This is a genomic window from Shewanella sp. N2AIL, from assembly GCF_022690845.1.
Lineage (GTDB): Bacteria > Pseudomonadota > Gammaproteobacteria > Enterobacterales > Shewanellaceae > Shewanella > Shewanella baltica.
The window spans coordinates 1-20913 of sequence record NZ_JALBYT010000049.1 but is presented as its reverse complement, the minus strand read 5'-3'; the positions used below and the strand labels follow the sequence as shown (position 1 = coordinate 20913).

Genomic DNA, 20913 nt, shown 5'->3' with positions numbered 1-20913 from the left:
TGACGGTGGCGCTGACAGGGTAAGTGCCATCGGCCAAGGTGGTGCCGGTTAAGTCGATGCTCCAGTTACCGCTGGCATCAATCACCAAGCCGTTGGCAGTGGTGTACACCACGCCATTGATGGTGACAGCCAAGGTGCTGTCATCGCCTAAATCGACGGTACCGTTGAAGACTAAGGTGTTGTCATTGGTGATGAAGTCGCTGCCCGAGGCGCCGGTGTCATCGGTAATGCTGGTGATCGCCACGGTGTTGCCGTCGCCATCTTGGTCAATTTGGGTGTCTACATTGCCATTATCAGTGGCTTTACCTGTATTACCAGCAGGATCTGTCACTGTTGCTACAGCGGTATAATCACCTTCAGCCAGAGGGGTTGTGACGTCCACTGCGTAGGTGCCATCTTCATTAACAGTCGTTGTTAATGTCTGTTCTGCACCTGTGCTATCTGTGACAATAATCGTAATTGTGCTACCTGGCGTTGCATCTGACGAACCTGTAATAGTAGGGGTGGTATCTTGTGTATTATCGGGTGCATCAACAGTGATGTTAGGTGCTGTGATATCCACGTTACCGTCATCGGTGGCTGTGCCGGTATTACCTGCAGGATCTGTAACTGTCGCTGTTGCTGTAATAGGGCCTTCGGCGACAGGATTGGTAACATCCACAGTATAAGTACCGTCAGGGTTAACCGTGGTGGTTAGCGTTTGCTCAGTACCTGTGCTGTCGGTGACAACAATTGTTATGGTGCTACCTGGAGGGGCATCTGTAGTGCCCGTGATTGTCGGGGTCGTGTCATTGGTTGCATCGGGAACATCGACGGTAATATTTGGTGCTGTGTTATCAACATTGCCATTATCTGTGGCTTCACCTGTATTGCCTGCTGGATCTGTCACTGTTGCTACAGCGGTATAGCCGCCTTCAGCGAGTGGGTTAGTGACATCTACGGAATAGGTGCCATCAGGGTTTACTGTGGTGGTGAGAGTCTGCTCTGCACCTGTGCTATCGGTCACTACAATCGTAATAGTGCTACCTGGCGGTGCATCAGTCGAACCTGTGATCGTTGGTGTAGTATCTTGGGTATCATCAGGTGCATCAACAGTAATTGTTGGCGCAGTCGTATCAAGTAGTGCTGAATCACTGCCTTCTGGAGATGTGTTACCGGCACTGTCTGTGATAGTCGCCACAACTGTAATCGTTTCGCCTTCACCGGGAGCAGGAAGGTTGAGATTCACAAAGCCATTGTTGATATCTTCCTGAGTCAGTGTGTAGTCAACACCATTAACAGTCAGCGTATCGCCAACATTTGCACCTGTGCCATCTAAGCCAATAGTGACATTGACTTCAGTATTGCCAGCTAGCTCTTCGTTACTGATAAAACCATCATTGTTTGTATCTGTATTGATAGTGACACTAGGTCCCCCATCGGCGACTGGTGTGACATTGATGGTTAATGTTGCTGAAGCGCCAGTATTGGTTGTGTAAGTAATAGCAGGAACTTGGCCATTCCAGTTTTCATTTGGCGTAAAGGTATATGAGCCATCGGCGTTTAACACTAAAGTGCCACCTTCGAGTGTGACTTCGGTACCTGCTGCGTAAGTGGTACCGCCGACTTCGAAACTCACAACACTTAAGCTTGAGTCTACATCACTGTCATTATCAAGTACGTTGCCTGTAGCAGCTGTATCTTCATCGACTGTATTTGAATCGTTGGCCAGAACAGAAGCATCATCTACAGGCGATATATTGATGGTTAAGGTTGCGCTTGCACCGGTGTTCGTGGTGTAAGTAATAACAGGAACTTGGCCATTCCAGTTTTCATTTGGCGTAAAGGTATATGAGCCATCGGCGTTTAACACTAAAGTGCCGCCTTCGAGCGTGACTTCAGTTCCTGCTGTATAAGTGGTACCGCCGACTTCGAAACTCACAACACTTAAGGTTGAGTCCACATCACTGTCATTATCAAGTACGTTGCCTGTAGCAGCTGTATCTTCATCGACTGTATTTGAATCGTTGACCAGAACAGATGGATCATCTACAGGCGAGATATTAATGGTAAGAGTTGCGCTTGCACCCGTGTTAGTGGTGTAAGTAATAACAGGTACTTGGCCATTCCAGTTTTCATTCGGTGTGAAGGTGTAAGAGCCGTCGCTATTTAAAACTAAAACACCACCTTCGAGAGTCACTTCTGTGCCTGCTGCGTAGGTGGTACCGCTGATTTCGAAGCTCACAACACTTAGAGTTGAATCCACATCAATGTCGTTATCGAGCACATTGCCAGTCGCTACAGTATCTTCATTGGAAGTGTTGCTGTCATTAGCAAGTGCTGAAGGTGAGTCTGCTGCAATGGTGAATTGTGGAATATTAACCGTCGTTCCAGTCAGTGCTTGGCCGCTTGTTGAGTAGCCTGAAGCTGCAATGGTTTCTGTGCCGCTACGGGCTAGAGTGACATAGCCCGAGTTACCATCACTGCCTGGTGTGTTACCTGCTGCGGTTTCTGGTAGGTTCTGAGTTGGGTCTTCACCGGATGCAATAAGATCTTGTAATGCTTGAATTTCATCTAGGGCTGCTTCGTTAGCCGTGCCAGAGGCTGCTGCAGTAGTTTCGCTGGGCGCGACTTCATTTGATAGCTTAGTGCCATCGTCGAAGGTGATCTCATAGGTCGCGTTTTCGTCAATATGGAGCACAGCACCTTTTGGGAGTTGTTCGCCATCCTTAGCGGGTTGATTTGAACCATCAACTTCGACATTGATTTGCCCTTTTACTAACTTAAGCAAACCTTTCTTTGATGTAATTACCGATCCCATAATTAGCTCCCAACAGCCAAAGTGTGTTAATTCCACAGACGCACAAATCCAACATATGTGCTGGATTGTGATACAAGTGGTCGAATTTTAGCTAACAAAGAGTCGAAAGTCAATTTTTTGACACACCTGTATTGCTTGTGCTGACTGGGGTTTGCGAGATGTTGGATATAAAAAGACAGGATTCAGATGTGTAACTAGATGTAGTAGATATAATTATAAAAATGGCTGCATTTAGTATTTTGCAACTTTGTAGTTAAGTATATTTATAGCAAATTAATTGGGATTGAAAGGTTAATTTTTTATGAAAAAGACACAAACCGACCTAGTGAGTCACGTTTTTGAGTAGAAACGAAGCAAGAACTTTCGTGAGTGGTAAACGCCGTGACTCACAACAGTGCTAATCACGGCGTTATCATTATTGATGTCGTAGAGCTACAGGTTAACTGCCTGACGGTAGCTCTGATTGGCGTTACCTTGTTCGCCTAACTGTTCTTGAATCCTTGCGAGCGCCAACCAAGAGGCTTTTGTTGGTTCGAGTTGGCACACATTCTGCCAGCAGCTTTTGGCTTCTTTCATATCCCGCGTTTGCTGATAAAGCTTAGCCAAACACATCTGGTAGTCCGCATTATTCTCATGGGTGACTTCATGCTTGAGTAACTGTTTACGGATCTCTGTGTCTTGGGCTGTCGCGATTTCAGGAATTGCATGTAAAAGTGCTGACTCGGGAGCGGTTCGTAACTTTTTCGCGAGTAGTTTCAGCGCTTGGTCTTTACGATTAAAGCGGCATAAACCCATGGCATAAATCGCCAGAAACTCAGACTGATTGCGTTCACTGCGGGATAACCACTGCCAGCATTGTTCTAAAGCTTCTTCACCTTTGATGGCTGCGGCTTTGAGTAACGCGCAATTAGTGGCGATATTGAGCTCATTCAGCTGAGCATCATCGAGGATCTGACGCTTCTTCAAAATAGGTATTAACAGCTTGAGCGCATCCCAATCCTCTTGGGTTCGGTATAACTCAAGGGCGAGTTTGAGTACTGGCGCTTTACTCTTGCTTGTCGGTGCTAATTTATCCAGCTCGGTGCGGGCTAGGGCTAATTCCCCTTGCTTTAAAAGGTATCGAGTGCGAGTGGTTGCTACGGCATTCGCGGCAAGAGGTTGCGCTGCAGCGCGATCAAGATATTGATCTCGCTCGGCTATTTTTTGTTGATACTGAGCTGCACGGGCCGCTGCAAGTAAATTAAGTGCAGGGAGCTCGCCGTTATCAGCGCCCTTTATCATGGCGCGTTCCGCTGCTGGCCAATCTTCTTCAGCCAGAGCCAGTGCACCCATTAAGGTATGTTTTTTAGCCGAGCGACGGCGCCAGTGATGGGGAATAAAACGACTGCGCAGCATCAGGTTGATGGCGCTAATCACTAGCCATTCGAGTACTTGGAATACGGCATAAAATACAATTAACGCAATGATCCCAAAGACTAAGCTGGTCTCAATCTGGTAGTCACCCGCAGCGATATAGACATAACCTGTATTACCAACCAACCAAGGGCTGATACAGAGCCCTATTAGCACAATCCCTAAGAAAACTAATATTTTGATCATAGTGGCGCATCCTCTGATGAGGTCAGCTCGCCATAACTCGTCAGCTGTAATAACAGAGGTTTAGCTGCAAAGGATTTCAGGGTAATAGGATCAAGTTCTAAGGTTGCTAATTTATCGATTTCGGCGATGGCCTCAGCTGTCTTGTGATCTTGCGTATCAAAATAGGTTTGGATCCACTTGCGCGCCATCATCAATGATTGGTGATAAGCCGCTCTGTCATAGCGATATAACGCAAGTTGCGATTGCAGCAGTTTATGGCGAATGTTTTCCACCAGATACCATTGCTGTTCAGGTGCGAGTAAAGCGGGCGCATCGGCGGTTTTGTGGCGTATGGTAATAAAGTCTTGGGTTAACGCTTTCCACGTTTTGCCCAGATTGCTCTGCCAATCATTCAAATCGCCAGTAATCCTTGTATCTTCTGGGGCATCGGCTTCTGCGTCGGTGCGATTCAGCGGCAGTTTATCGAGTTGTTCAATTAAGGCATCGAGCGCCAATACATTGCCATCAATATCTGTGGTTTTAATGCTGGCTGTGGCGGCGATGTCTTTTGCTAATGCCTTACGAATAGGCAGTAACGCTGGATTGTTCATGGCGGCGATGGTTTCATCCGCCGACTTTAATAGATCGGTGGCGGTGCGAGGATCTTTCTCTAACCAAAGTTTACGGCCTGCCATATTCACGAGATATTCGGCTTCAGAGGCCATCCAATGCGTTGGGCTGCGCTGGGCAAGTTTATTGACCCTGTCCTGCAGCTGATTTTGGTCTTCTGCCAATTTTGTTAATTCTTGGTAAGTCTTAGCATCATTCAGTTGTTGCTGTTCAAGCTGGCCAATACGTTGATTTGGCTGCAACAGCGCTTGCTGTAATTGGTCCTGCAGGGCGATATTTTTCGCATCCTGCGCCAGTAGTTGCTGTTGCATTTGTTGGTACAGCATAAAACCGCCGCCAAGGGTGCAAGCGGTTAAACCTAGCGCTAATAAAACCCCAAAGCGAATCGCCCACGAGCTTCTACTGGATGCTGGCGTTTGGCTCGGCGCGGTTGAAGGGGTGGCTTTGGCTGTTTGGGATTCGGTGGATGACGCTGATGTTGCGGGCGTATCATCGGTTGTTTCCGGTGACACAATAATAGCGGTAGCCTCTGATTCTGGGCTCTTTGCGTCGTGCTTGTTGTTATCCATTTAACAGTCCTTGAAAACATGCTACTGCCGAAATTCGAGTAAAATCGGGCTAAATAGCGCTTAGAGTTTAAGGGCGTTTAGCACGGCTTTGCTGTTGGCGGCATTGGCATTGGTGACTTGGGTTATACCAAAGGCGTGAGCTTGAGCTTCTACTCGGTTACTTGGGACTATGATATGACATGAGCGCAGCCATGCAAATAACTCTTTTGGCACTAAATTAATCAGGTTATCCAGTACTTCACCGCTGGTCACCACAATCGTGTCTATTCCGAAGGCTTGCCATTGCAGAGCTAACTGTTGACCATCGAGTGGCGGGCAAGCTCGTTGATACACTTCCCAATAGCGCAAATGTGCACCGCGCGCAGCCAGTTGTTCGGCTAAGGCTTCGCGGCCACCGACGCCACGTATAATAGTAATCTGCTTACCTTTAATCTCTTGCAGCGGCGCGAGCGTGAGTAGCCCTTCGGTCTGCTGACAGTCATCAGGGGCTTCTAGGGCCGAAATACCGAGCTGGTTTAATGCGTCCCAAGTCGCATGCCCTACCGCGAAGTACTGAGCTGGAGGCCAAGCTTTATGGGGTGGATTTGTAGTAGTTAAGGCGTTATCCGCAAAAGTCACAGCATTGGCGCTGATGCAGATAATCATATCGGCGTGTGCCAAAGGATGCGGGGTATTCGTTGCGATAGCGGGCGTTGCTTCGACACACAGCAGAGGTGTGACCCAGTGAGCAATGCCTCGTTCATTCAAGGCATCGACCATGGACTGATTGCGCCCCTCGGGGCGCGTCAGTAAGACTTTCATTGACTTAGGCTTTAGCGTAAACGGCGTCGAGAATGCTTTTGGCACCTTTGCTGAGTAACTCTTCAGCAAGGGCAACACCTAATTGCGTGGCTTCGGTTTTTGGACCTGTGATCACGCCTTCGATGATTTCACTGCCATCTGGGTTACCGACTAGGCCGCGTAGCGTCATCTCGTCACCATCGATTTCAGCAAATGCGCCAATCGGCACTTGGCATCCACCTTCAAGGCGAGTGTTCATCGCGCGCTCGGCAAGAACACGGTAGCGAGTTTCTAAATGCTCTAATGGCGCCAGTAGCGCTTTAACACGTTCGTCGTTGATGCGACATTCGATACCCACAGCGCCTTGGCCGTTGGCGGGTAAGGATTCTTCGGCAGAAATAAAGCTGGCAATACGCTCAGACAATTTCAGACGGATTAAGCCTGCAGCGGCAAGAATAATGGCATCGTATTCGCCGTTATCAAGCTTAGCTAAACGAGTTCCAACGTTACCGCGTAAATCTTTGATGATGAGGTCGGGACGTGATGCACGTATCTGACATTGACGACGTAGGCTCGAGGTGCCCACAGTTGCGCCTAATGGTAATTCGCTGATCGATTTATATAAATTCGATACAAAGGCATCGCGGGGATCTTCGCGCTCGCAAATCACTTCAAGGCCTAAGCCTTCAGGGAAGTCGACTGGCACGTCTTTCATTGAGTGCACGGCGATATCGGCAAGATCGTCTAACATAGCGACTTCAAGCTCTTTGACGAACAAACCTTTACCGCCTACTTTGGCTAGCGGCGTATCTAAGATAACGTCGCCTTTAGTGCTCATTGGCAGCAACTCCACCACAATACCAGGGTGAATGCGTTCTAATTCGGCTTTAACAAATTCAGCTTGCCACATGGCCAGCGGACTCTTGCGGGTTGCGATACGTATGCGGTTCTCAGACATGCCTAGTTTCCATCAAAGATCTTAGTTGCACCAATGCTAACATTGGCAAATCGTTTATGTAAGGAAGCCGTATCGATTCTTTGAAGTCGGCGATGTTCTACATGGCGTGAAAGTGTGATGCGCTTCACATATAGTTGCTCGTGTTTGCAAAAGTGTTAACATGAGCACACTTCTCATAAGTGTCTAAGTGTTGTGTTTTTGAATGGATCGGCAAATACAGTTTCCTGATATAGCTGAACGACTTAATAAGGTCCGCATTGCGCGCGCCTTGGCTTTGCTATCGCCGCTGCAAAAACACTTATTCCATTTGATCCCCTTTTTAATCCACCAGAACAGCGTTCAGTATCCCGGCTATCATGCCGCTAATACGCCCTGCGGAATTAATGAGTATCAGCTTAGCGAAATTGAATCCCAAGCCTGCGATGTTTTCTCGCTACCCTTTATTACTCAAGAAGCTGACATCAATGCCTTTGATGGCGTTTATGCTATGGGCAGTACTGGCAGCTTTGGCCAAAATACCAAGAGCGATGTCGATGTTTGGTTAGTGCATAGGGCAGATTTAAGCCCTGAAGAGTTAGCGCTGATCAGGATTAAAACCGATAGATTGACCGCATGGTTTGCCGAGTATCAGTTTGAGGTGAACTTTTACTTAGTTCATCCGCAACAGTTTTGTGGTGATCAAACGCAGCGTGGTTGCCAGTCAGCCATGGCCCATGAGCACAGTGGTAGTACTCAGCACTGGTTATTACTGGAAGAATTTTATCGTAGTCAAATTCGTCTGGCGGGTAAAACGATTGCATGGTGGCCAGACGCTAAACTTAATCCCGCACTCTTGTTTTTAGGCGATGTACATGAATTACCTGCGAGTGAGTACTTTGGCGCTTCGCTATGGCAGCTCTATAAAGGCTTAGAAAAGCCCCATAAGGCGCTGATTAAAGTATTGCTGCTCGAGGCTTATGCCAGCGATTATCCACATTCAACTGTTCTTTGTGATCGCCTCTGGCAGAAAACTTTAGCTGGCGATTTTTCGACATCGAATGATGCCTATTACTCTATCTACGAGATTATCGAAACCTATTTGCTTAAGCAGAATGATACCCGTCGACTTGAGATTGCACGGCGCTGCTTTTATCTCAAATGTGGCGTGCACTTGAGCCGAACCCAAGAGGGCAAAGATTGGCGTTATCCTAAACTGCAAAAATTGGTGCAGGATTGGCAATGGCCCGATAGTTTGATCAGCACCCTAGACGATTGCGAACATTGGCACAGTGGTCAGCTCAATTGGTTTAACGAGCAGTTGAATGAACTTTTGTTGGCAAGCTACCAAACTTTACTGCGCTTTGCATCGACCCATGAGCTTAATGAAGGCTTGCGGATTGAAGAACTGGGCATGCTGACTCGTAAATTACACACTTATTTTAGCCAAGATGAAGACCAAATCGCTAAGCTGAATTTACTGTGGAGTGTCTCGGTCGCCGAGTCCGAAGTGACTATGGTATCAAGCTCTCGCGAGCGGAAATATTATCTTTATCGCCAAGGGCCGCAGCCACTAAATCTGTTGGGTGAGTCGGCGATATGTAAGGGTAAAACCCCATCCGCCTTAATGATCTGGGCATGTCTAAACGGAATTTCGACGCCTGATACGCAATGGCATGAATATGGTCAGAGTAAGGCAAAGTCGAAACGGCTTACCGAAGCTTCTAAGCGGTTACTGAATTTTATCGACCACGACTGGCGGGTATCTAAACGTGACTTATGCCAGCCATGGCATTTTCGTAAGCTGATTTTCGTGCTTAATCTGGATTGCGATCCCACGATTGAATGGCAAGGACAGGAAATGATGGTCGATGTGATGAATGCGAACGTGTTCTCACTCGGGCGTAAAAAAGCCAATATGCTTGGTGCGTTAGATGCGATTTGCTTGAATAGTTGGGGTGAATGGCAGTGTCATCGCTTCGAAGGCGATACGGCGGTATTGCAAGCCTTAGCTTTTGTGACGCCGGGACTAAGACGGGCCAGCTTACCCGTGGACATGGATGTGATCAGCTGTTCACAGAAGTTACGTCCACAGCTTAAATTAGCAGTGAAAAATCTATTAAAACAAACCATGCGTTTGTGCCAAAAAGTGCAGCAATCCAGCACTTTAGTGCAGCCGCTACAGATAAGTCATACTCGTTATGGGATCTTTTTTAATCCCTTAGGCATGGCCTATCAGGATTTGAGCGACGCTAAGTCTTTTTATCAGCAGTTATCCCGTAGTCATCTTGTGCTGCTGCCGCGGCCTGAATTGGGTGACGATCCCTTTTCGAGTATGCCTAAAGTGGTGCAGAACTATGCGGCGAAAGGGGCGATTCAATATTTCCTACGTCAACGAGTCGATAATTTGGATGTATTTATTCTCGATGAGGAAAATCAGCTGAGTCACTATGTGCAGGCGGGCTCGAACATGGCCGAATTAGTGAATAAAGTCAGTCACCATTATGTGTTCGATGAACATTATGCTTCACGGGCGCGGTTTAATATTCCGCAGTTTTTCCATCTAGTGCGAGTGGCGGGGGAGTTAACAGTAGCGCCGTTCGGTATCGATGTGAGCGATCAAGACACTGAGTTTTAAGCAGGATTTTGAACATAAATAATGGGAGCCAAGGCTCCCATTATTGTTTGGCACTGCACTATTATGGCACTGCACTATTATGGCTTTGCGCTTCGACTGATTAAATTAGAGGCTAAGCTCAATTCCGCCTTGGCGTGCGATAGACTCTTGCACGAATGGCATAAACTCGCCGCCATTACGTCCGTCCATCCATTTACCTTCAACAAAACCAAAGTGATATCCACCAAAGCGTGTGGCGACCCAAATCTCATGCAAAGGTTCTTGCTTGTTGATCACTATCTTAGAGCCATCAACAAATTCTAATTGCAATACGTTGCCACTGGCATCGATATCAACATCGGCATCTTGCTCATCAATCGCAGTTTCAATCGCATTTTCTATGGCTTGGAACATGTCATCGGCGAGCTGGTGAAATTCTGTATCTGTCATGGCCATGCATTTCTGTCCTTTGCTTTCGTCAAGATGGGTGCGATTATAAGGCCATTAGTCACCAGATGCACAGATGTTGAGAAAAATGAGACTGTTTTTATTGTTATTGCTTGGTAGCCTATTCATTACGGCATGCGGCCAAAAAGGCCCCCTCTATCGTTCGCCCGCCACAGAGGTAAATCAACCTAAAAAGGTTGATGAAGCTAAAACTGTGCCTGAAGTGGAAGAGATTAAAACCGAAATTAGAGCCATCGAAGCACAAAAAACACAACAATAACAATCGCTATAACTACAACGACCATCACTATCGCAGCGATAAAGCGCAGTAAGGAATCAGACATTGGATCACTTTCTCTACCAACAAAATGCCCTGCACGCCGAAGGCTGCCAGGTTGCCGATTTAGCTCAAACCTATGGCACACCCTTGTATATCTATTCCCGCGCCACGCTAGAGCGCCATTGGCATGCTTTTAATAATGCCGTGGCAGAACATCCACATTTGATTTGTTACGCGGTTAAAGCCAATGCGAACTTGGCTGTACTGAATGTGCTGGCACGTTTAGGCAGTGGTTTTGATATCGTGTCGGGCGGTGAGTTAGCAAGAGTGATGGAAGCGGGCGGCGATCCCGCCAAAGTAGTGTTCTCTGGCGTAGGTAAAACTGCGGCTGAAATGGAACAGGCACTTAATCTGGGCATTTATTGCTTTAACGTTGAATCGAGTGCTGAGCTTGAGCAGTTAAATCTGGTCGCAGGTCGTTTAGGTAAAGTGGCGCCTGTGTCCCTGCGGATTAATCCCGATGTTGATGCGGGAACCCATCCCTATATTTCGACTGGCCTTAAAGAAAACAAATTCGGTATTGCTATGGATGAGGCTGAAATCGTTTTCGCCCGTGCCCATGCGTTGCCACATTTAAAAGTGAAAGGTGTCGATTGCCATATCGGCTCACAACTGACTGAAATCAAACCATTCCTAGATGCGATGGATCGTATGCTTGCGTTAATCGACCGTTTGGCCGAGCAGGGTATAGTTATTGAGCATTTCGATGTGGGTGGTGGTTTAGGGGTGACCTATGATGCCGAAACGCCGCCACATCCTGATGTGTATGCCGCCGCCATATTGGCGAGTTTGGGCGACCGTCAACTGAAGCTAATCTTCGAGCCGGGCCGTGCGATTGCCGCCAATGCGGGGATTTTTGTTACTCAGGTGCTTTATCTAAAAGAAAACAGCGACAAACGTTTTGCGATTGTCGATGGCGCGATGAATGACTTGATTCGTCCCGCACTCTACAGTGCATGGCAAAATATTATCCCAGTCGTGCCAAGGGACTCAGAGGCCTATGAGTTTGATATTGTTGGCCCAGTGTGCGAAACCGGTGACTTTTTAGGTAAAAATCGCCAGCTCGCGTTAGCCGCGGGTGATTTACTGGCGGTGCGTTCGAGTGGTGCCTATGGTTTTGCCATGGCTTCTAACTACAACACGCGTCCTCGTGCGGCTGAAGTGATGGTGGATGGTGAGCAGGCTTTCTTAGTACGTGAGCGAGAAAAATTGTCTCAGCTCTGGCAAGGTGAGCAACTCCTGCCGTAAACTAGAAAAATTATATTGATTCAGGCGCTTGGTTTCATACTTTATGAGCGGCGCCTCGGCTTAAAGGATAAGTATCTTGATCCAATTCACTAAGATGCACGGACTGGGCAACGATTTTATGGTGGTCGATGGGGTCACGCAGAACGTGTTCTTTTCGCCTGAGCAGATCCGCCGTTTAGCCGACCGTAACTTTGGCATAGGTTTCGACCAACTACTCTTAGTTGAGCCGCCCTATGATCCCGATTTAGATTTTCATTATCGCATCTTCAATGCCGATGGCTCTGAAGTCGAACAATGCGGTAATGGCGCCCGCTGTTTCGCCCGTTTTGTGCGTAATAAAGGCCTGACAAATAAGAGTAAAATCCGTGTCAGTACTTCGTCTGGCAAGATGACTCTGCGCTTAGAGCGAGACGGTACTGTTACCGTAAATATGGGCGTGCCGATCCTCGAACCGAGTCAGATCCCCTTCAAAGCCAAGAAACCTGAAAAAACCTATTTACTGCAAACACCGATGCAAACCTTTTTGTGTGGCGCGGCTTCTATGGGTAATCCCCATTGTGTGCTCGACGTTGAAGATGTGGCGAGCGCTTCTGTCGCTGAAATTGGTGCCATGCTCACTAAGCATGAGCGTTTTCCGCGCGGTGTGAATGTGGGATTTATGCAGGTCGTAGACTCAGGCCACATTAAGCTGCGGGTGTATGAGCGCGGCGCGGCCGAAACCTTGGCCTGTGGCACAGGCGCATGTGCAGCTGTAGTTGTAGGTCAAGTGCAAGGAAAGCTCGGCCAGCAAGTGCGGGTGGATTTACCCGGCGGCACCTTAACCATCAACTGGGAAGGCGAGGGTAAACCTTTGTGGATGACGGGCCCCGCGCAGCACGTTTACGATGGACAAATTCAGTTATGACAGAGCCCTTGATGCCGCAGACGGATGTGCCTTTCGATGAGTTGATTATTCGCGAATATCTGCTGGATAATCCTGACTTTTTTAATCGCTATCCCGAGCTGCTGCTGGCAATGCGCTTGCCTCACATGGAACGCGGCGCCATCTCTTTGGTGGAACGTCGCCAAGAAATGCTGCGCCAGCGAGTGAGCCAGTTGGAAGAAGAAATCACTAGCCTGTTAACCATGGCGGCGCGTAACGAGAAGATTTACCAATTCAATACTGAGTTATCCTTCCAGCTATTAAATTGTGCCGATCTTGTGTCACTCAAAGAAGTGTTGGCCGACAGTTTAAAATTACAGTTTAATTTCAGCCATGTGCGTTTGATCAGCGTGCTCGATACCGATATGAAGGCAATATGGGATCAAAGGCTGCATAAAGGTCACTATTTTGGCCGACTCACGCAGCAAGAGGCTAAACGCCTATTTGGTAGCGAAGTGGGGTCAGTAGCACTGACGAAATTGTCGGAAGACAACCCAGTCATTTTTGCTATTGCCAGCCAAGATGCCACCCATTTTCATCCTGATATGGATAACATGCTGCTGGAACAACTGCGGCGTTTGCTGGCGCACATGCTCGCTAAGCTGTAACGGCTGTCGAGCGATTGTGCTCACTCAAGGCTTAGCAAAACCCATGAGGAAACCGATATGAGTACGCAAACAGCCGAAGTGTCGGCGCTTAATACTCAATGGTTACAAACCTTTGAACGCTATCTGAGCACCGAGCGGCAGTTGTCGGCCCATACAGTACGTAATTACCTTTACGAGCTTAATCGCGGAAGCGATCTCTTGCCCGAAGGCGTGCATCTACTCAATGTAAGTCGCGAGCATTGGCAGCAAGTGTTGGCCAAATTGCACCGCAAAGGCTTAAGCCCGCGATCGCTTTCTTTGTGTTTATCTGCGGTAAAACAATGGGGTGAATTTCTGCTGCGCGAAGGTGTGATCGAGCTTAATCCTGCCAAAGGCTTAAGTGCTCCCAAACAAGCCAAACCGCTGCCGAAGAATATCGATGTCGATGCGATCAGTCACTTGCTCGACATTGAAGGTACAGATCCCCTAAGCCTGCGGGATAAGGCCATGATGGAATTGTTTTATTCCAGTGGTTTACGTTTAGCAGAACTCGCCGCGCTTAATTTATCCAGTGTGCAATACGATTTGAAAGAAGTGCGAGTCTTAGGTAAAGGCAATAAGGAACGTATCGTCCCTGTCGGTCGTTTAGCGATTGCTGCTTTGCTGAATTGGCTCAATTGCCGAAAGCGGATCCCCTGCGAAGATAACGCCTTATTTGTGACCGAAAAGGGCAAGCGACTCTCCCATCGTAGTATTCAGGCGCGGATGGCGAAATGGGGGCAAGAACAGGCATTATCGGTGCGCGTACATCCACATAAACTGCGTCATTCCTTTGCTACTCACATGTTAGAAGCGAGCGCCGATCTGCGGGCGGTGCAAGAATTATTGGGCCATGCGAACCTAGCGACCACGCAAATTTATACCAGTTTGGATTTCCAACACTTGGCTAAGGTGTATGATAACGCCCATCCTAGAGCGAAAAAAACACAGGATAAATAATGCGTTGCTATCTTAGACCTCAAAATATTCAAGCGATCAGTTTCGATCTCGACGATACCCTGTACGACAATCTACCGCATATTTTAAATGCCGAAGCTGAGCTGGCGACGTTTCTGTTGCAGACTTATCCATTGTCGCAGGCGTGGCAAACCCATGATTGGCGCAGGCTAAAACTGCAACTACTGCAGCAAAATCGCGAGCTAGCCCACGACACCAGCGCAGCCCGTTTAGCAACGCTTCGCCAAGGGCTAATACAGCTAGGGTATTCGGCCGTTGAAGCCGAACGCGGCGCTGAGCAAGGATTAGCGTGTTTTTATTTTTATCGCAGCCATTTTCAAGTATCTGACGAAGTGCTCCTGTTACTCAAACGCTTATCGCAACATTTTAGATTAATCGGCATCACCAATGGCAATGTGGATGCCGAGCGAATTGGTTTAGGCGATGCCTTCGAGTTTGTGTTGCATCCAGGCAATGGCGTGCATATGAAACCCGCCAAAGACATGTTCGAATTGGCCTGCTCGCGATTAAATATTGCACCGCAGCATTTACTGCATGTTGGCGACAGTATGAATGCCGACGTTCGTGGTGCGCGGTTGGCTGGGTGCCAGTCTGTGTGGTTGAATCCGAGTTTTGGCCGAGTCGATTCCTTACCTATTGCGGCCTTGTTACCCCATTTAGAAATTAATGCTCTCGATGCGTTAATCAAAGTGCTGGCTATCGACGTAAACTAACTCTGTGGGCAGCGTTGAATCTGCCTCTTTGCTAATCCAGAGTGATTGAAATCAAGGTTTGTTCCCAAAATTTGCACTAGAGTGAAGCCTAATATTACTGAAGTCACTGACTAAGGCTGTGTTATGGCGCGTATCGGGTTGTTATTACTGCTCACTTTATGTTGGATAGCGCCGGTATCGGCCCATGAGATCCATTCGGGTGGCGGTTTCATGTCAGGTTTTAATCATCCGGTTTTGGGATTTGATCACTTGCTCGCTATGTTAAGTGTGGGCATGTTGAGCACCCAGCTCGGTGGCCGCGCGATTTGGACAGTGCCCCTCGCTTTTGTTGTCTTTATGTTAGTGGGCGGGATTTTAGGTTTATACGCCATTGCCGTTCCCTTCGTTGAAATCGGCATCGCCCTCTCGGTATTGTTACTCGGTCTTGCCATCGCTTTTGATCGTCAAATTCCACAGTTATTCGCCATGGCATTTGTTGGCGTATTTGCGATTTTCCACGGGCATGCCCACGGCGCCGAAATGCCAGCATTGGCAAGCCCGGTTTTGTATGCCCTAGGATTTTTATTTGGCACTGCGGTCATCCATTTAGGCGGCGTAATGATAGGCCTTGGAATGCAGCGGATGACAGGACAACGTAACCTAATGCGTGTCACGGGCGCAGCGATTGCTGCCATGGGCGGTTATTTGTTAGCTGGATTTTGACGTAATAACATGTCGGATTAACGCGCCTTGAGCTGCTTCATGCAAAGATGGGCGCGGCGTAACAGTAGATTGACCTGCCGACGGCTCGCATGCATGTCGGCATCTCCCACCCTAAAATAACTCCCAGTGTAAGGATCGCCGCCGACATAGATAGGTTTGAGCTGCTCTGGCGCCAGCGGTACACGGATGCGAATCAGCTTTTTATTCATAATTTCAATAATCTGCACATCTGAAATCGCCAAAATATTATGGCTAGTACGGCTAGGATTATCGAGTATCTCCCAAAACTCTTGTAAAACAGGAAGCGGATTGGGAATGCCTTGAATGCTGAAATGGCCACGTTCTTCGCGCACCCCTAGGATGATCTCGCCACCCAAAGTGTTGGCAAAGGAGCTATAAGTAGCCCAAATATCTTCGGGTAATTGACCTTGGCCGTCGCGGCCACCGGCGAGTTTAAACTCTACTTGTGCCGATTCGTGTAAATCGGCAATATCATCGAGTGCAAATGATTGAAATGTCATGGCAGCTTATCCGTCAGCGACACATGACTTGTTGTAGCACGTCAACAATTGAAAGGCCAGACCTAGGTCCAGCCTTAAAATTCTGCAGATGATCCGAAATTTAAGGGACATCACAGCAGCAACATTTAATCGATTATTGAGCGAGACCTAATGCCTTAGGAAATAGAATATTGTTTTCTAAGTGAATATGCTGATGTAAATCAGCCTCAAATTCCGCTAGCGTGGCATAACACACACGCCACGTAGTGCAAGCATGTTCCGGTGGCGTGAAGTCGTTCGTGAGCTCGTGTAATTTTTGCAAGATCAAACCGACTTCTTCATGTTCGTGCTGCATCGCATTGATGGGATTACCAATATGGCCAAAGCAAGTTTCAATGTGCTCTGCTTGACTTAAACCGCGTATCGCCGGAAACAGTATTTTCTCTTCTTTCATTAAATGCGGCATCAGGTCTTCTACTAAAGCACGTACCCAACCCGCAAAGGGAACTATTTCGGCATAGTGCTCACCGTGGGCGCGGACCATCTTCTCGGAGTATTCGACCAATAACGGTGCTTTTTCGCGCACGTATTGATGGTGCGTTGATTCTATATATTCAATAAGTAGATCTAAGGGTAATTGATTCAATTCATCTTCTTTGCTGCCAGTCAGTGTTACCGCATTCAGCGCAGCAACCACTTTTGCGGGATCTATTTCTGCACGCTCGCAGGCGATCGACAGCGGTTTACCGCCGCCACAACAGAAATCGATACCAAATTGGCTGAACACATGGGCGCGGCGAAAATCTTCGGCAACTAACTCACCGACTTTTCTTTCCAGCCAGTGGTTATCCTGAGCGCTCTCACTAAGCGGAAAACCTTGACCAAGTTGTGCATCATGGCGAGGTTGAGAATCCACTCCATGGCCAGTGGCTTGTGCATCTTTTGGGGTAGAAGTAGCAGACATGAATAGCTCCAAAGCAGCAATAAATTTACATTCATATTATTTGCAGCTTTAATGCGTAGCAACTAAACCCGACTAAAATACTCAGGATTTGCTGATGATGTCACAGTTAACTGAATAAAATATCTCTTAAGGAGTAGGTGGCCGCCTTAGCTTGGAGTTGCAAATTGGCTCTCGTAACCTTGAAATACAGATTGACGAAAATGCCAAAGTGTTTCGCTTTTTATCACTTAATTTGGTAGCGATAACTTGGCCTTGTTTAGTGTATTCGTACAACTGGGTAGGTTTTGCCCGCGGTAATTGCGACAGGCCCAAAAGGGGCCGAATCGACCATCCTTTAACAGCATATCGCCGCCACAGAGGCTACAAAGTGGTGCTATATGACCACAGTTCTCATTCAAACATACCTTAAAGCCAGCAAAGCGTGTGCGGGTCATTGGGCTAGCGCAGAGTTCGCAGCCTTGCTCCTTGTGATCGCACAGGGGAAAGTGTGAGCAAGAATAAAACGATTTAAAATTTCCCGTTCTAGGCTTAATCGTTCCCGTGCTGCAACGCACGCATTTTACTTCTTTAAATAACCTTTGTACTAAAGAGGTGCTGAACTCATCTTGTTCAATTGGGTAGTCTTTTGTAAGCAGTTCAGTGACGAAAGGACTCACATCTGTCATATCGGCAATCACATAGGCGCGGTGTTTTGCCCGCGTTAATGCGACATAAAATAGTCGGCGTTCTTCTGCAAATTCAAACGCTTCAGTTTTAGGTAAAAAAGCATCCAGTATCGGCGGCGTAATTTTCATCGACGGAAAGCCATGCATTCCCGTCTTCATCCCCATGATCACCACATAATCGGCCTCTTTCCCTTTCGAAGCGTGAAAAGATTGGCACTCAATCTTCACGTTGGGATATTTAGCTTTAAGTTGGTTAACTTGGGTTTTATCGGGTAACTGAAACCAGAAACGTGCCAGCAAATAGACGCTTGGTAAGCTGCTAAGTTTGTCACTTCCGGCGTTTATCCTTGCATTTATCGCCGTTAATGCTTGTTTCAATGCATTTGGGCTTGGCTCATCTTTACTGGGCGGTTCGTTTTCTCCGCGGCGTAATATTGAAACCGCGGGGGAGGCGACCTGAGTGAGGGAGCGAATATCCTTGCTCAATTGCGTGGGATTCTGGGTAACAAACTGAGTGGCGACTTGCCCAATACTACTGTTAAACCTAAAAGTCAGATCTAAGTCGCTTTGGGCTGTTGGGCCAAAATAGTGAGTAAAATGCGTAGTTAAACTCACATCTGCGCCGCTAAAGCGATAAATCGCCTGCCAGTCATCCCCGACACAAAATAAAGACGCCTGCGCTTTAGAATGGAGCGCACAGGAATCCCTCAAGGCACGCACTAAGCGGGCACGTGGTTCTGAAATATCTTGGAACTCATCCACCATAATGAAACGCCACGGGCTAATAAATTGCCCGCGTTGTAGATACGTCAGCGCTTTGCCAATCATGTCCTCAAAATCAATGTCGCCATTTATTGCTAAATGTTGCTCATAGCGCGTGATTATGGGCTCAAGCAGTTCGAATGCCTTACGGGTCTGCTGAGCATCGGCGGCGCGGGCAAATACCCCCTCAAGGCCATGTTCATCAAGGCAAGCTGCTTTATACAGCCCAATCAGCTGACTAAACATTTTTGCCAATTCAGTCACGCGGCCTAGTTCATGCAGGGTGGCGAGTATGGCTTCATCGGGTAAAGGGGCGTATTGCACTTTAAAGACCTGTAAAGCTTGCTCAAGCTTACCGACTAACGACCCGTTTTTATGTTGGTAATAAAATAGTTCAACACACTTAGTACCATGTTGTTTATGTAGTTGGCGTTTCCATGCCATCGATTCCAAGTACTTTTGGTTGTCGATATAAGGGGCGGTATGCTGGTGTTCATCAATACCATAGTATTCAAGATAAACTTGGTATTCAGGCAGATAGAAATCGGGTTGATACTGACGAAAATCAATACTGCGCACATCATGCTCATACTTAGTTTCATAAACATATTCGATGCCATTGCTAAATAGCCAGTTGGCAATGTAGAGCTCACCAAAGCTTTTGACTCGCTCACCTTTAAGGGTGCGAATATCGTTATCATTCAAGTATTGAAAATACTCGCCTTCCACATCGAACTCGAACGGGCTTTTTTCAACATAATAGAAACGGCTGAAGTACTCGAAAAGTTGTTTACGGTAAGCCTCATCTTCAATCAAAGTCTCAAGGGTGTTGTGCACCCACAGCGCTTTGGCTTTGTCATCCTCTGCCCAAGGGGACAAACTGGGTTTAGCGCGCTCAACATCGGCGATAATTTTTAAGCCTAAACTGTGGAAAGTACTCGCCTTGATATCCTCAGTGCCAAGCTTGTTTTTAATCCGCTCATCCATCTCGTCAGCCGCTTGACGGCCATAGGCTAACAGCAGTATTTCATCGGGTTTTGCTTGACCACTCTTAAGCAAATATCCTGCTCGCCCGACCATCACACTGGTCTTGCCCGTGCCTGCACCTGCCAATAGCAAGTTATTATTATCATCGATAATACAAGCTCGGCGCTGTTTTTCGGTTAAGGGGTTAGATTCTACCTGCTCAAAATAGTCGGCAAATTTAACAAGCTGAGACTGAACGTAATCTTCGCGCAACTGCTTTACATCGGCGCGGGTCCAGTGGTGGATTTGCTTAAGCCTCGCTAACACAGAGCGTAAATGTGTCGCTAATGGCAGGTTTTCACACCAAGGGAACCAACGCTGATATTCGCGCGCGACTCTGGCTTGTATCATTTCTAAACGTGATTCACGTAAATAAGTGTGTGCCAGTATTTTATCGACTTTCGCCACTAACTCAGCAATGCGCGCCCCATTAGCATTCGCCCAAAGCAGTGCGATTTCGTTGCCAAATTGATGCTGCGCAAAATAGCTTAGAAACGGCAGTTGATAGGCTTTACCAGATACAGTGAAACTGAGCAAGTATCCGAGCGGACTCAAGGTAAAAACCGGCGGGGAGTCGAGCTGCTGCCAAGTAAAATGTTCGTCAGCGGCAACTTCATTAGCGCTGCGAGAGTGAGCAAAAAAGCCGCCTTTAGTGCGATTAATGCTAATACCACTGGCGCTGAGTTTTACCGCATCAGCTTTGCCAATAAAGAAATGGCCAAACCAACTGTGCTTGATATCTTGTTCAGAGTGAGTCAATGACAATGTAAAACCTACGGCTAAAAAGTTTTAGAATTAACAGGCTGATTTTTAAATGCATTATAACTTAAAACCCGATGGCTCGCGTCAAGGTTGTGCTATGGGTCGGTGTGGATTGTCTATTGATTTTGGTCGCTAGACGCAGCTAAGCTCATAGTGTTGGTGAATGATGTCTTAGTTGGCGTGTGAGGCGTGGCAAACCAAGCATGATGGTGACTGTGTAACTCTGTAGTGGCACACTAATTTTGGCCACCTAAATAGAGGTGATATTATTGCCTCATAGATGACCTTAGGTGAACACATGAGATCGACAACCAGAAAAACATTTAGTGCTGAATTCAAACTTGAAGCAG

17 protein-coding genes are annotated in these 20913 nt (G+C 47.4%); 8 read left to right on the top strand and 9 right to left on the bottom strand.

Annotated elements, in window-relative coordinates; translation table 11 throughout:
• The 5 genes from MO387_RS19935 to hemC form a co-directional block, all read right to left on the bottom strand.
• Window positions 1-2800, bottom strand: a 2800-nt coding sequence (locus MO387_RS19935) for a retention module-containing protein (protein WP_242326476.1), incomplete at its 3' end; no start/stop codon positions are given.
• A 432-nt stretch (window positions 2801-3232) separates the two neighbouring features.
• Window positions 3233-4399, bottom strand: a complete 1167-nt coding sequence (locus MO387_RS19930) for a heme biosynthesis HemY N-terminal domain-containing protein (protein ID WP_107946341.1) — start codon at window positions 4397-4399, stop codon at window positions 3233-3235.
• On the bottom strand, window positions 4396-5577 hold the full coding sequence (locus tag MO387_RS19925; RefSeq protein ID WP_107946342.1) for a uroporphyrinogen-III C-methyltransferase: 1182 nt from the start codon (window positions 5575-5577) through the stop codon (window positions 4396-4398). Before MO387_RS19925 ends, MO387_RS19930 begins: the two co-directional genes overlap by 4 nt.
• 60 nt (window positions 5578-5637) lie before the next feature.
• On the bottom strand, window positions 5638-6378 hold the full coding sequence (locus MO387_RS19920) for a uroporphyrinogen-III synthase (protein ID WP_107946343.1): 741 nt from the start codon (window positions 6376-6378) through the stop codon (window positions 5638-5640).
• Between the two features lie 4 nt (window positions 6379-6382).
• Window positions 6383-7315: a hydroxymethylbilane synthase gene (hemC, locus tag MO387_RS19915; RefSeq protein ID WP_006083428.1), complete on the bottom strand. Its 933-nt coding sequence runs from the start codon at window positions 7313-7315 to the stop codon at window positions 6383-6385.
• A 202-nt stretch (window positions 7316-7517) separates the two neighbouring features.
• Between hemC and MO387_RS19910 the strand changes: the two genes are divergently transcribed.
• Window positions 7518-9929 carry a class I adenylate cyclase gene (locus MO387_RS19910; protein WP_107946344.1) on the top strand — a complete coding sequence of 804 codons (2412 nt, stop codon included), beginning with the start codon at window positions 7518-7520 and terminating at the stop codon, window positions 9927-9929.
• Window positions 9930-10034: 105 nt separating this feature from the next.
• Here MO387_RS19910 and cyaY read toward each other — a convergent pair whose 3' ends face one another.
• Entirely contained in the window at window positions 10035-10364 is a 330-nt protein-coding gene (gene cyaY / locus MO387_RS19905) for an iron donor protein CyaY (protein WP_107946345.1), read from the bottom strand.
• Between the two features lie 79 nt (window positions 10365-10443).
• Between cyaY and MO387_RS19900 the strand changes: the two genes are divergently transcribed.
• The 7 genes from MO387_RS19900 (at window position 10444) to MO387_RS19870 (ending at window position 15884) form a co-directional block, all read left to right on the top strand.
• A complete protein-coding gene (locus MO387_RS19900) occupies window positions 10444-10635 on the top strand; it encodes a lipoprotein (protein WP_006083425.1) in 192 nt (63 codons plus the stop codon).
• A 63-nt stretch (window positions 10636-10698) separates the two neighbouring features.
• The gene (gene lysA, locus MO387_RS19895) at window positions 10699-11943 is read left to right on the top strand and encodes a diaminopimelate decarboxylase (RefSeq protein ID WP_107946346.1); all 1245 of its coding nucleotides are present in this window, start codon (window positions 10699-10701) and stop codon (window positions 11941-11943) included.
• Window positions 11944-12019: 76 nt separating this feature from the next.
• Window positions 12020-12847: a diaminopimelate epimerase gene (gene dapF, locus MO387_RS19890; RefSeq protein ID WP_107402801.1), complete on the top strand. Its 828-nt coding sequence runs from the start codon at window positions 12020-12022 to the stop codon at window positions 12845-12847.
• A complete protein-coding gene (locus tag MO387_RS19885; protein WP_011848049.1) occupies window positions 12844-13473 on the top strand; it encodes a DUF484 family protein in 630 nt (209 codons plus the stop codon). Before dapF ends, MO387_RS19885 begins: the two co-directional genes overlap by 4 nt.
• 57 nt (window positions 13474-13530) lie before the next feature.
• On the top strand, window positions 13531-14451 hold the full coding sequence (gene xerC / locus MO387_RS19880; RefSeq protein ID WP_107946347.1) for a tyrosine recombinase XerC: 921 nt from the start codon (window positions 13531-13533) through the stop codon (window positions 14449-14451).
• Window positions 14451-15182, top strand: coding sequence for an HAD-IA family hydrolase (locus MO387_RS19875; protein WP_107946348.1), 732 nt, complete (start codon window positions 14451-14453; stop codon window positions 15180-15182). Before xerC ends, MO387_RS19875 begins: the two co-directional genes overlap by 1 nt.
• A gap of 123 nt (window positions 15183-15305) precedes the next feature.
• A complete protein-coding gene (locus MO387_RS19870; RefSeq protein ID WP_107946349.1) occupies window positions 15306-15884 on the top strand; it encodes a HupE/UreJ family protein in 579 nt (192 codons plus the stop codon).
• 17 nt (window positions 15885-15901) lie between these two features.
• On the opposite strand, the gene MO387_RS19865 is transcribed toward MO387_RS19870, so the two are convergent.
• From MO387_RS19865 to MO387_RS19855, 3 genes are all read right to left on the bottom strand, one after another.
• Window positions 15902-16405, bottom strand: a complete 504-nt coding sequence (locus MO387_RS19865) for an ATP-binding protein (protein ID WP_006083417.1) — start codon at window positions 16403-16405, stop codon at window positions 15902-15904.
• Between the two features lie 133 nt (window positions 16406-16538).
• Window positions 16539-17348: an iron-sulfur cluster repair di-iron protein gene (ric, locus tag MO387_RS19860; protein WP_107946350.1), complete on the bottom strand. Its 810-nt coding sequence runs from the start codon at window positions 17346-17348 to the stop codon at window positions 16539-16541.
• A 227-nt stretch (window positions 17349-17575) separates the two neighbouring features.
• Window positions 17576-20566, bottom strand: coding sequence for a UvrD-helicase domain-containing protein (locus tag MO387_RS19855; protein ID WP_107946351.1), 2991 nt, complete (start codon window positions 20564-20566; stop codon window positions 17576-17578).
• Window positions 20567-20913: the final 347 nt, after the last annotated feature.

What these genes read in the sequence shown, in the direction of transcription:
- MO387_RS19930 (WP_107946341.1), bottom strand. Translation starts at nt 4,399, where the DNA reads ATGATCAAAATATTAGTTTTCTTAGGGATTGTGCTAATAGGGCTCTGT.
- MO387_RS19925 (WP_107946342.1), bottom strand. Translation starts at nt 5,577, where the DNA reads ATGGATAACAACAAGCACGACGCAAAGAGCCCAGAATCAGAGGCTACC.
- MO387_RS19920 (WP_107946343.1), bottom strand. Translation starts at nt 6,378, where the DNA reads ATGAAAGTCTTACTGACGCGCCCCGAGGGGCGCAATCAGTCCATGGTC.
- hemC (WP_006083428.1), bottom strand. Translation starts at nt 7,315, where the DNA reads ATGTCTGAGAACCGCATACGTATCGCAACCCGCAAGAGTCCGCTGGCC.
- MO387_RS19910 (WP_107946344.1), top strand. Translation starts at nt 7,518, where the DNA reads ATGGATCGGCAAATACAGTTTCCTGATATAGCTGAACGACTTAATAAG.
- cyaY (WP_107946345.1), bottom strand. Translation starts at nt 10,364, where the DNA reads ATGGCCATGACAGATACAGAATTTCACCAGCTCGCCGATGACATGTTC.
- MO387_RS19900 (WP_006083425.1), top strand. Translation starts at nt 10,444, where the DNA reads ATGAGACTGTTTTTATTGTTATTGCTTGGTAGCCTATTCATTACGGCA.
- MO387_RS19885 (WP_011848049.1), top strand. Translation starts at nt 12,844, where the DNA reads ATGACAGAGCCCTTGATGCCGCAGACGGATGTGCCTTTCGATGAGTTG.
- xerC (WP_107946347.1), top strand. Translation starts at nt 13,531, where the DNA reads ATGAGTACGCAAACAGCCGAAGTGTCGGCGCTTAATACTCAATGGTTA.
- MO387_RS19875 (WP_107946348.1), top strand. Translation starts at nt 14,451, where the DNA reads ATGCGTTGCTATCTTAGACCTCAAAATATTCAAGCGATCAGTTTCGAT.
- MO387_RS19870 (WP_107946349.1), top strand. Translation starts at nt 15,306, where the DNA reads ATGGCGCGTATCGGGTTGTTATTACTGCTCACTTTATGTTGGATAGCG.
- MO387_RS19865 (WP_006083417.1), bottom strand. Translation starts at nt 16,405, where the DNA reads ATGACATTTCAATCATTTGCACTCGATGATATTGCCGATTTACACGAA.
- ric (WP_107946350.1), bottom strand. Translation starts at nt 17,348, where the DNA reads ATGTCTGCTACTTCTACCCCAAAAGATGCACAAGCCACTGGCCATGGA.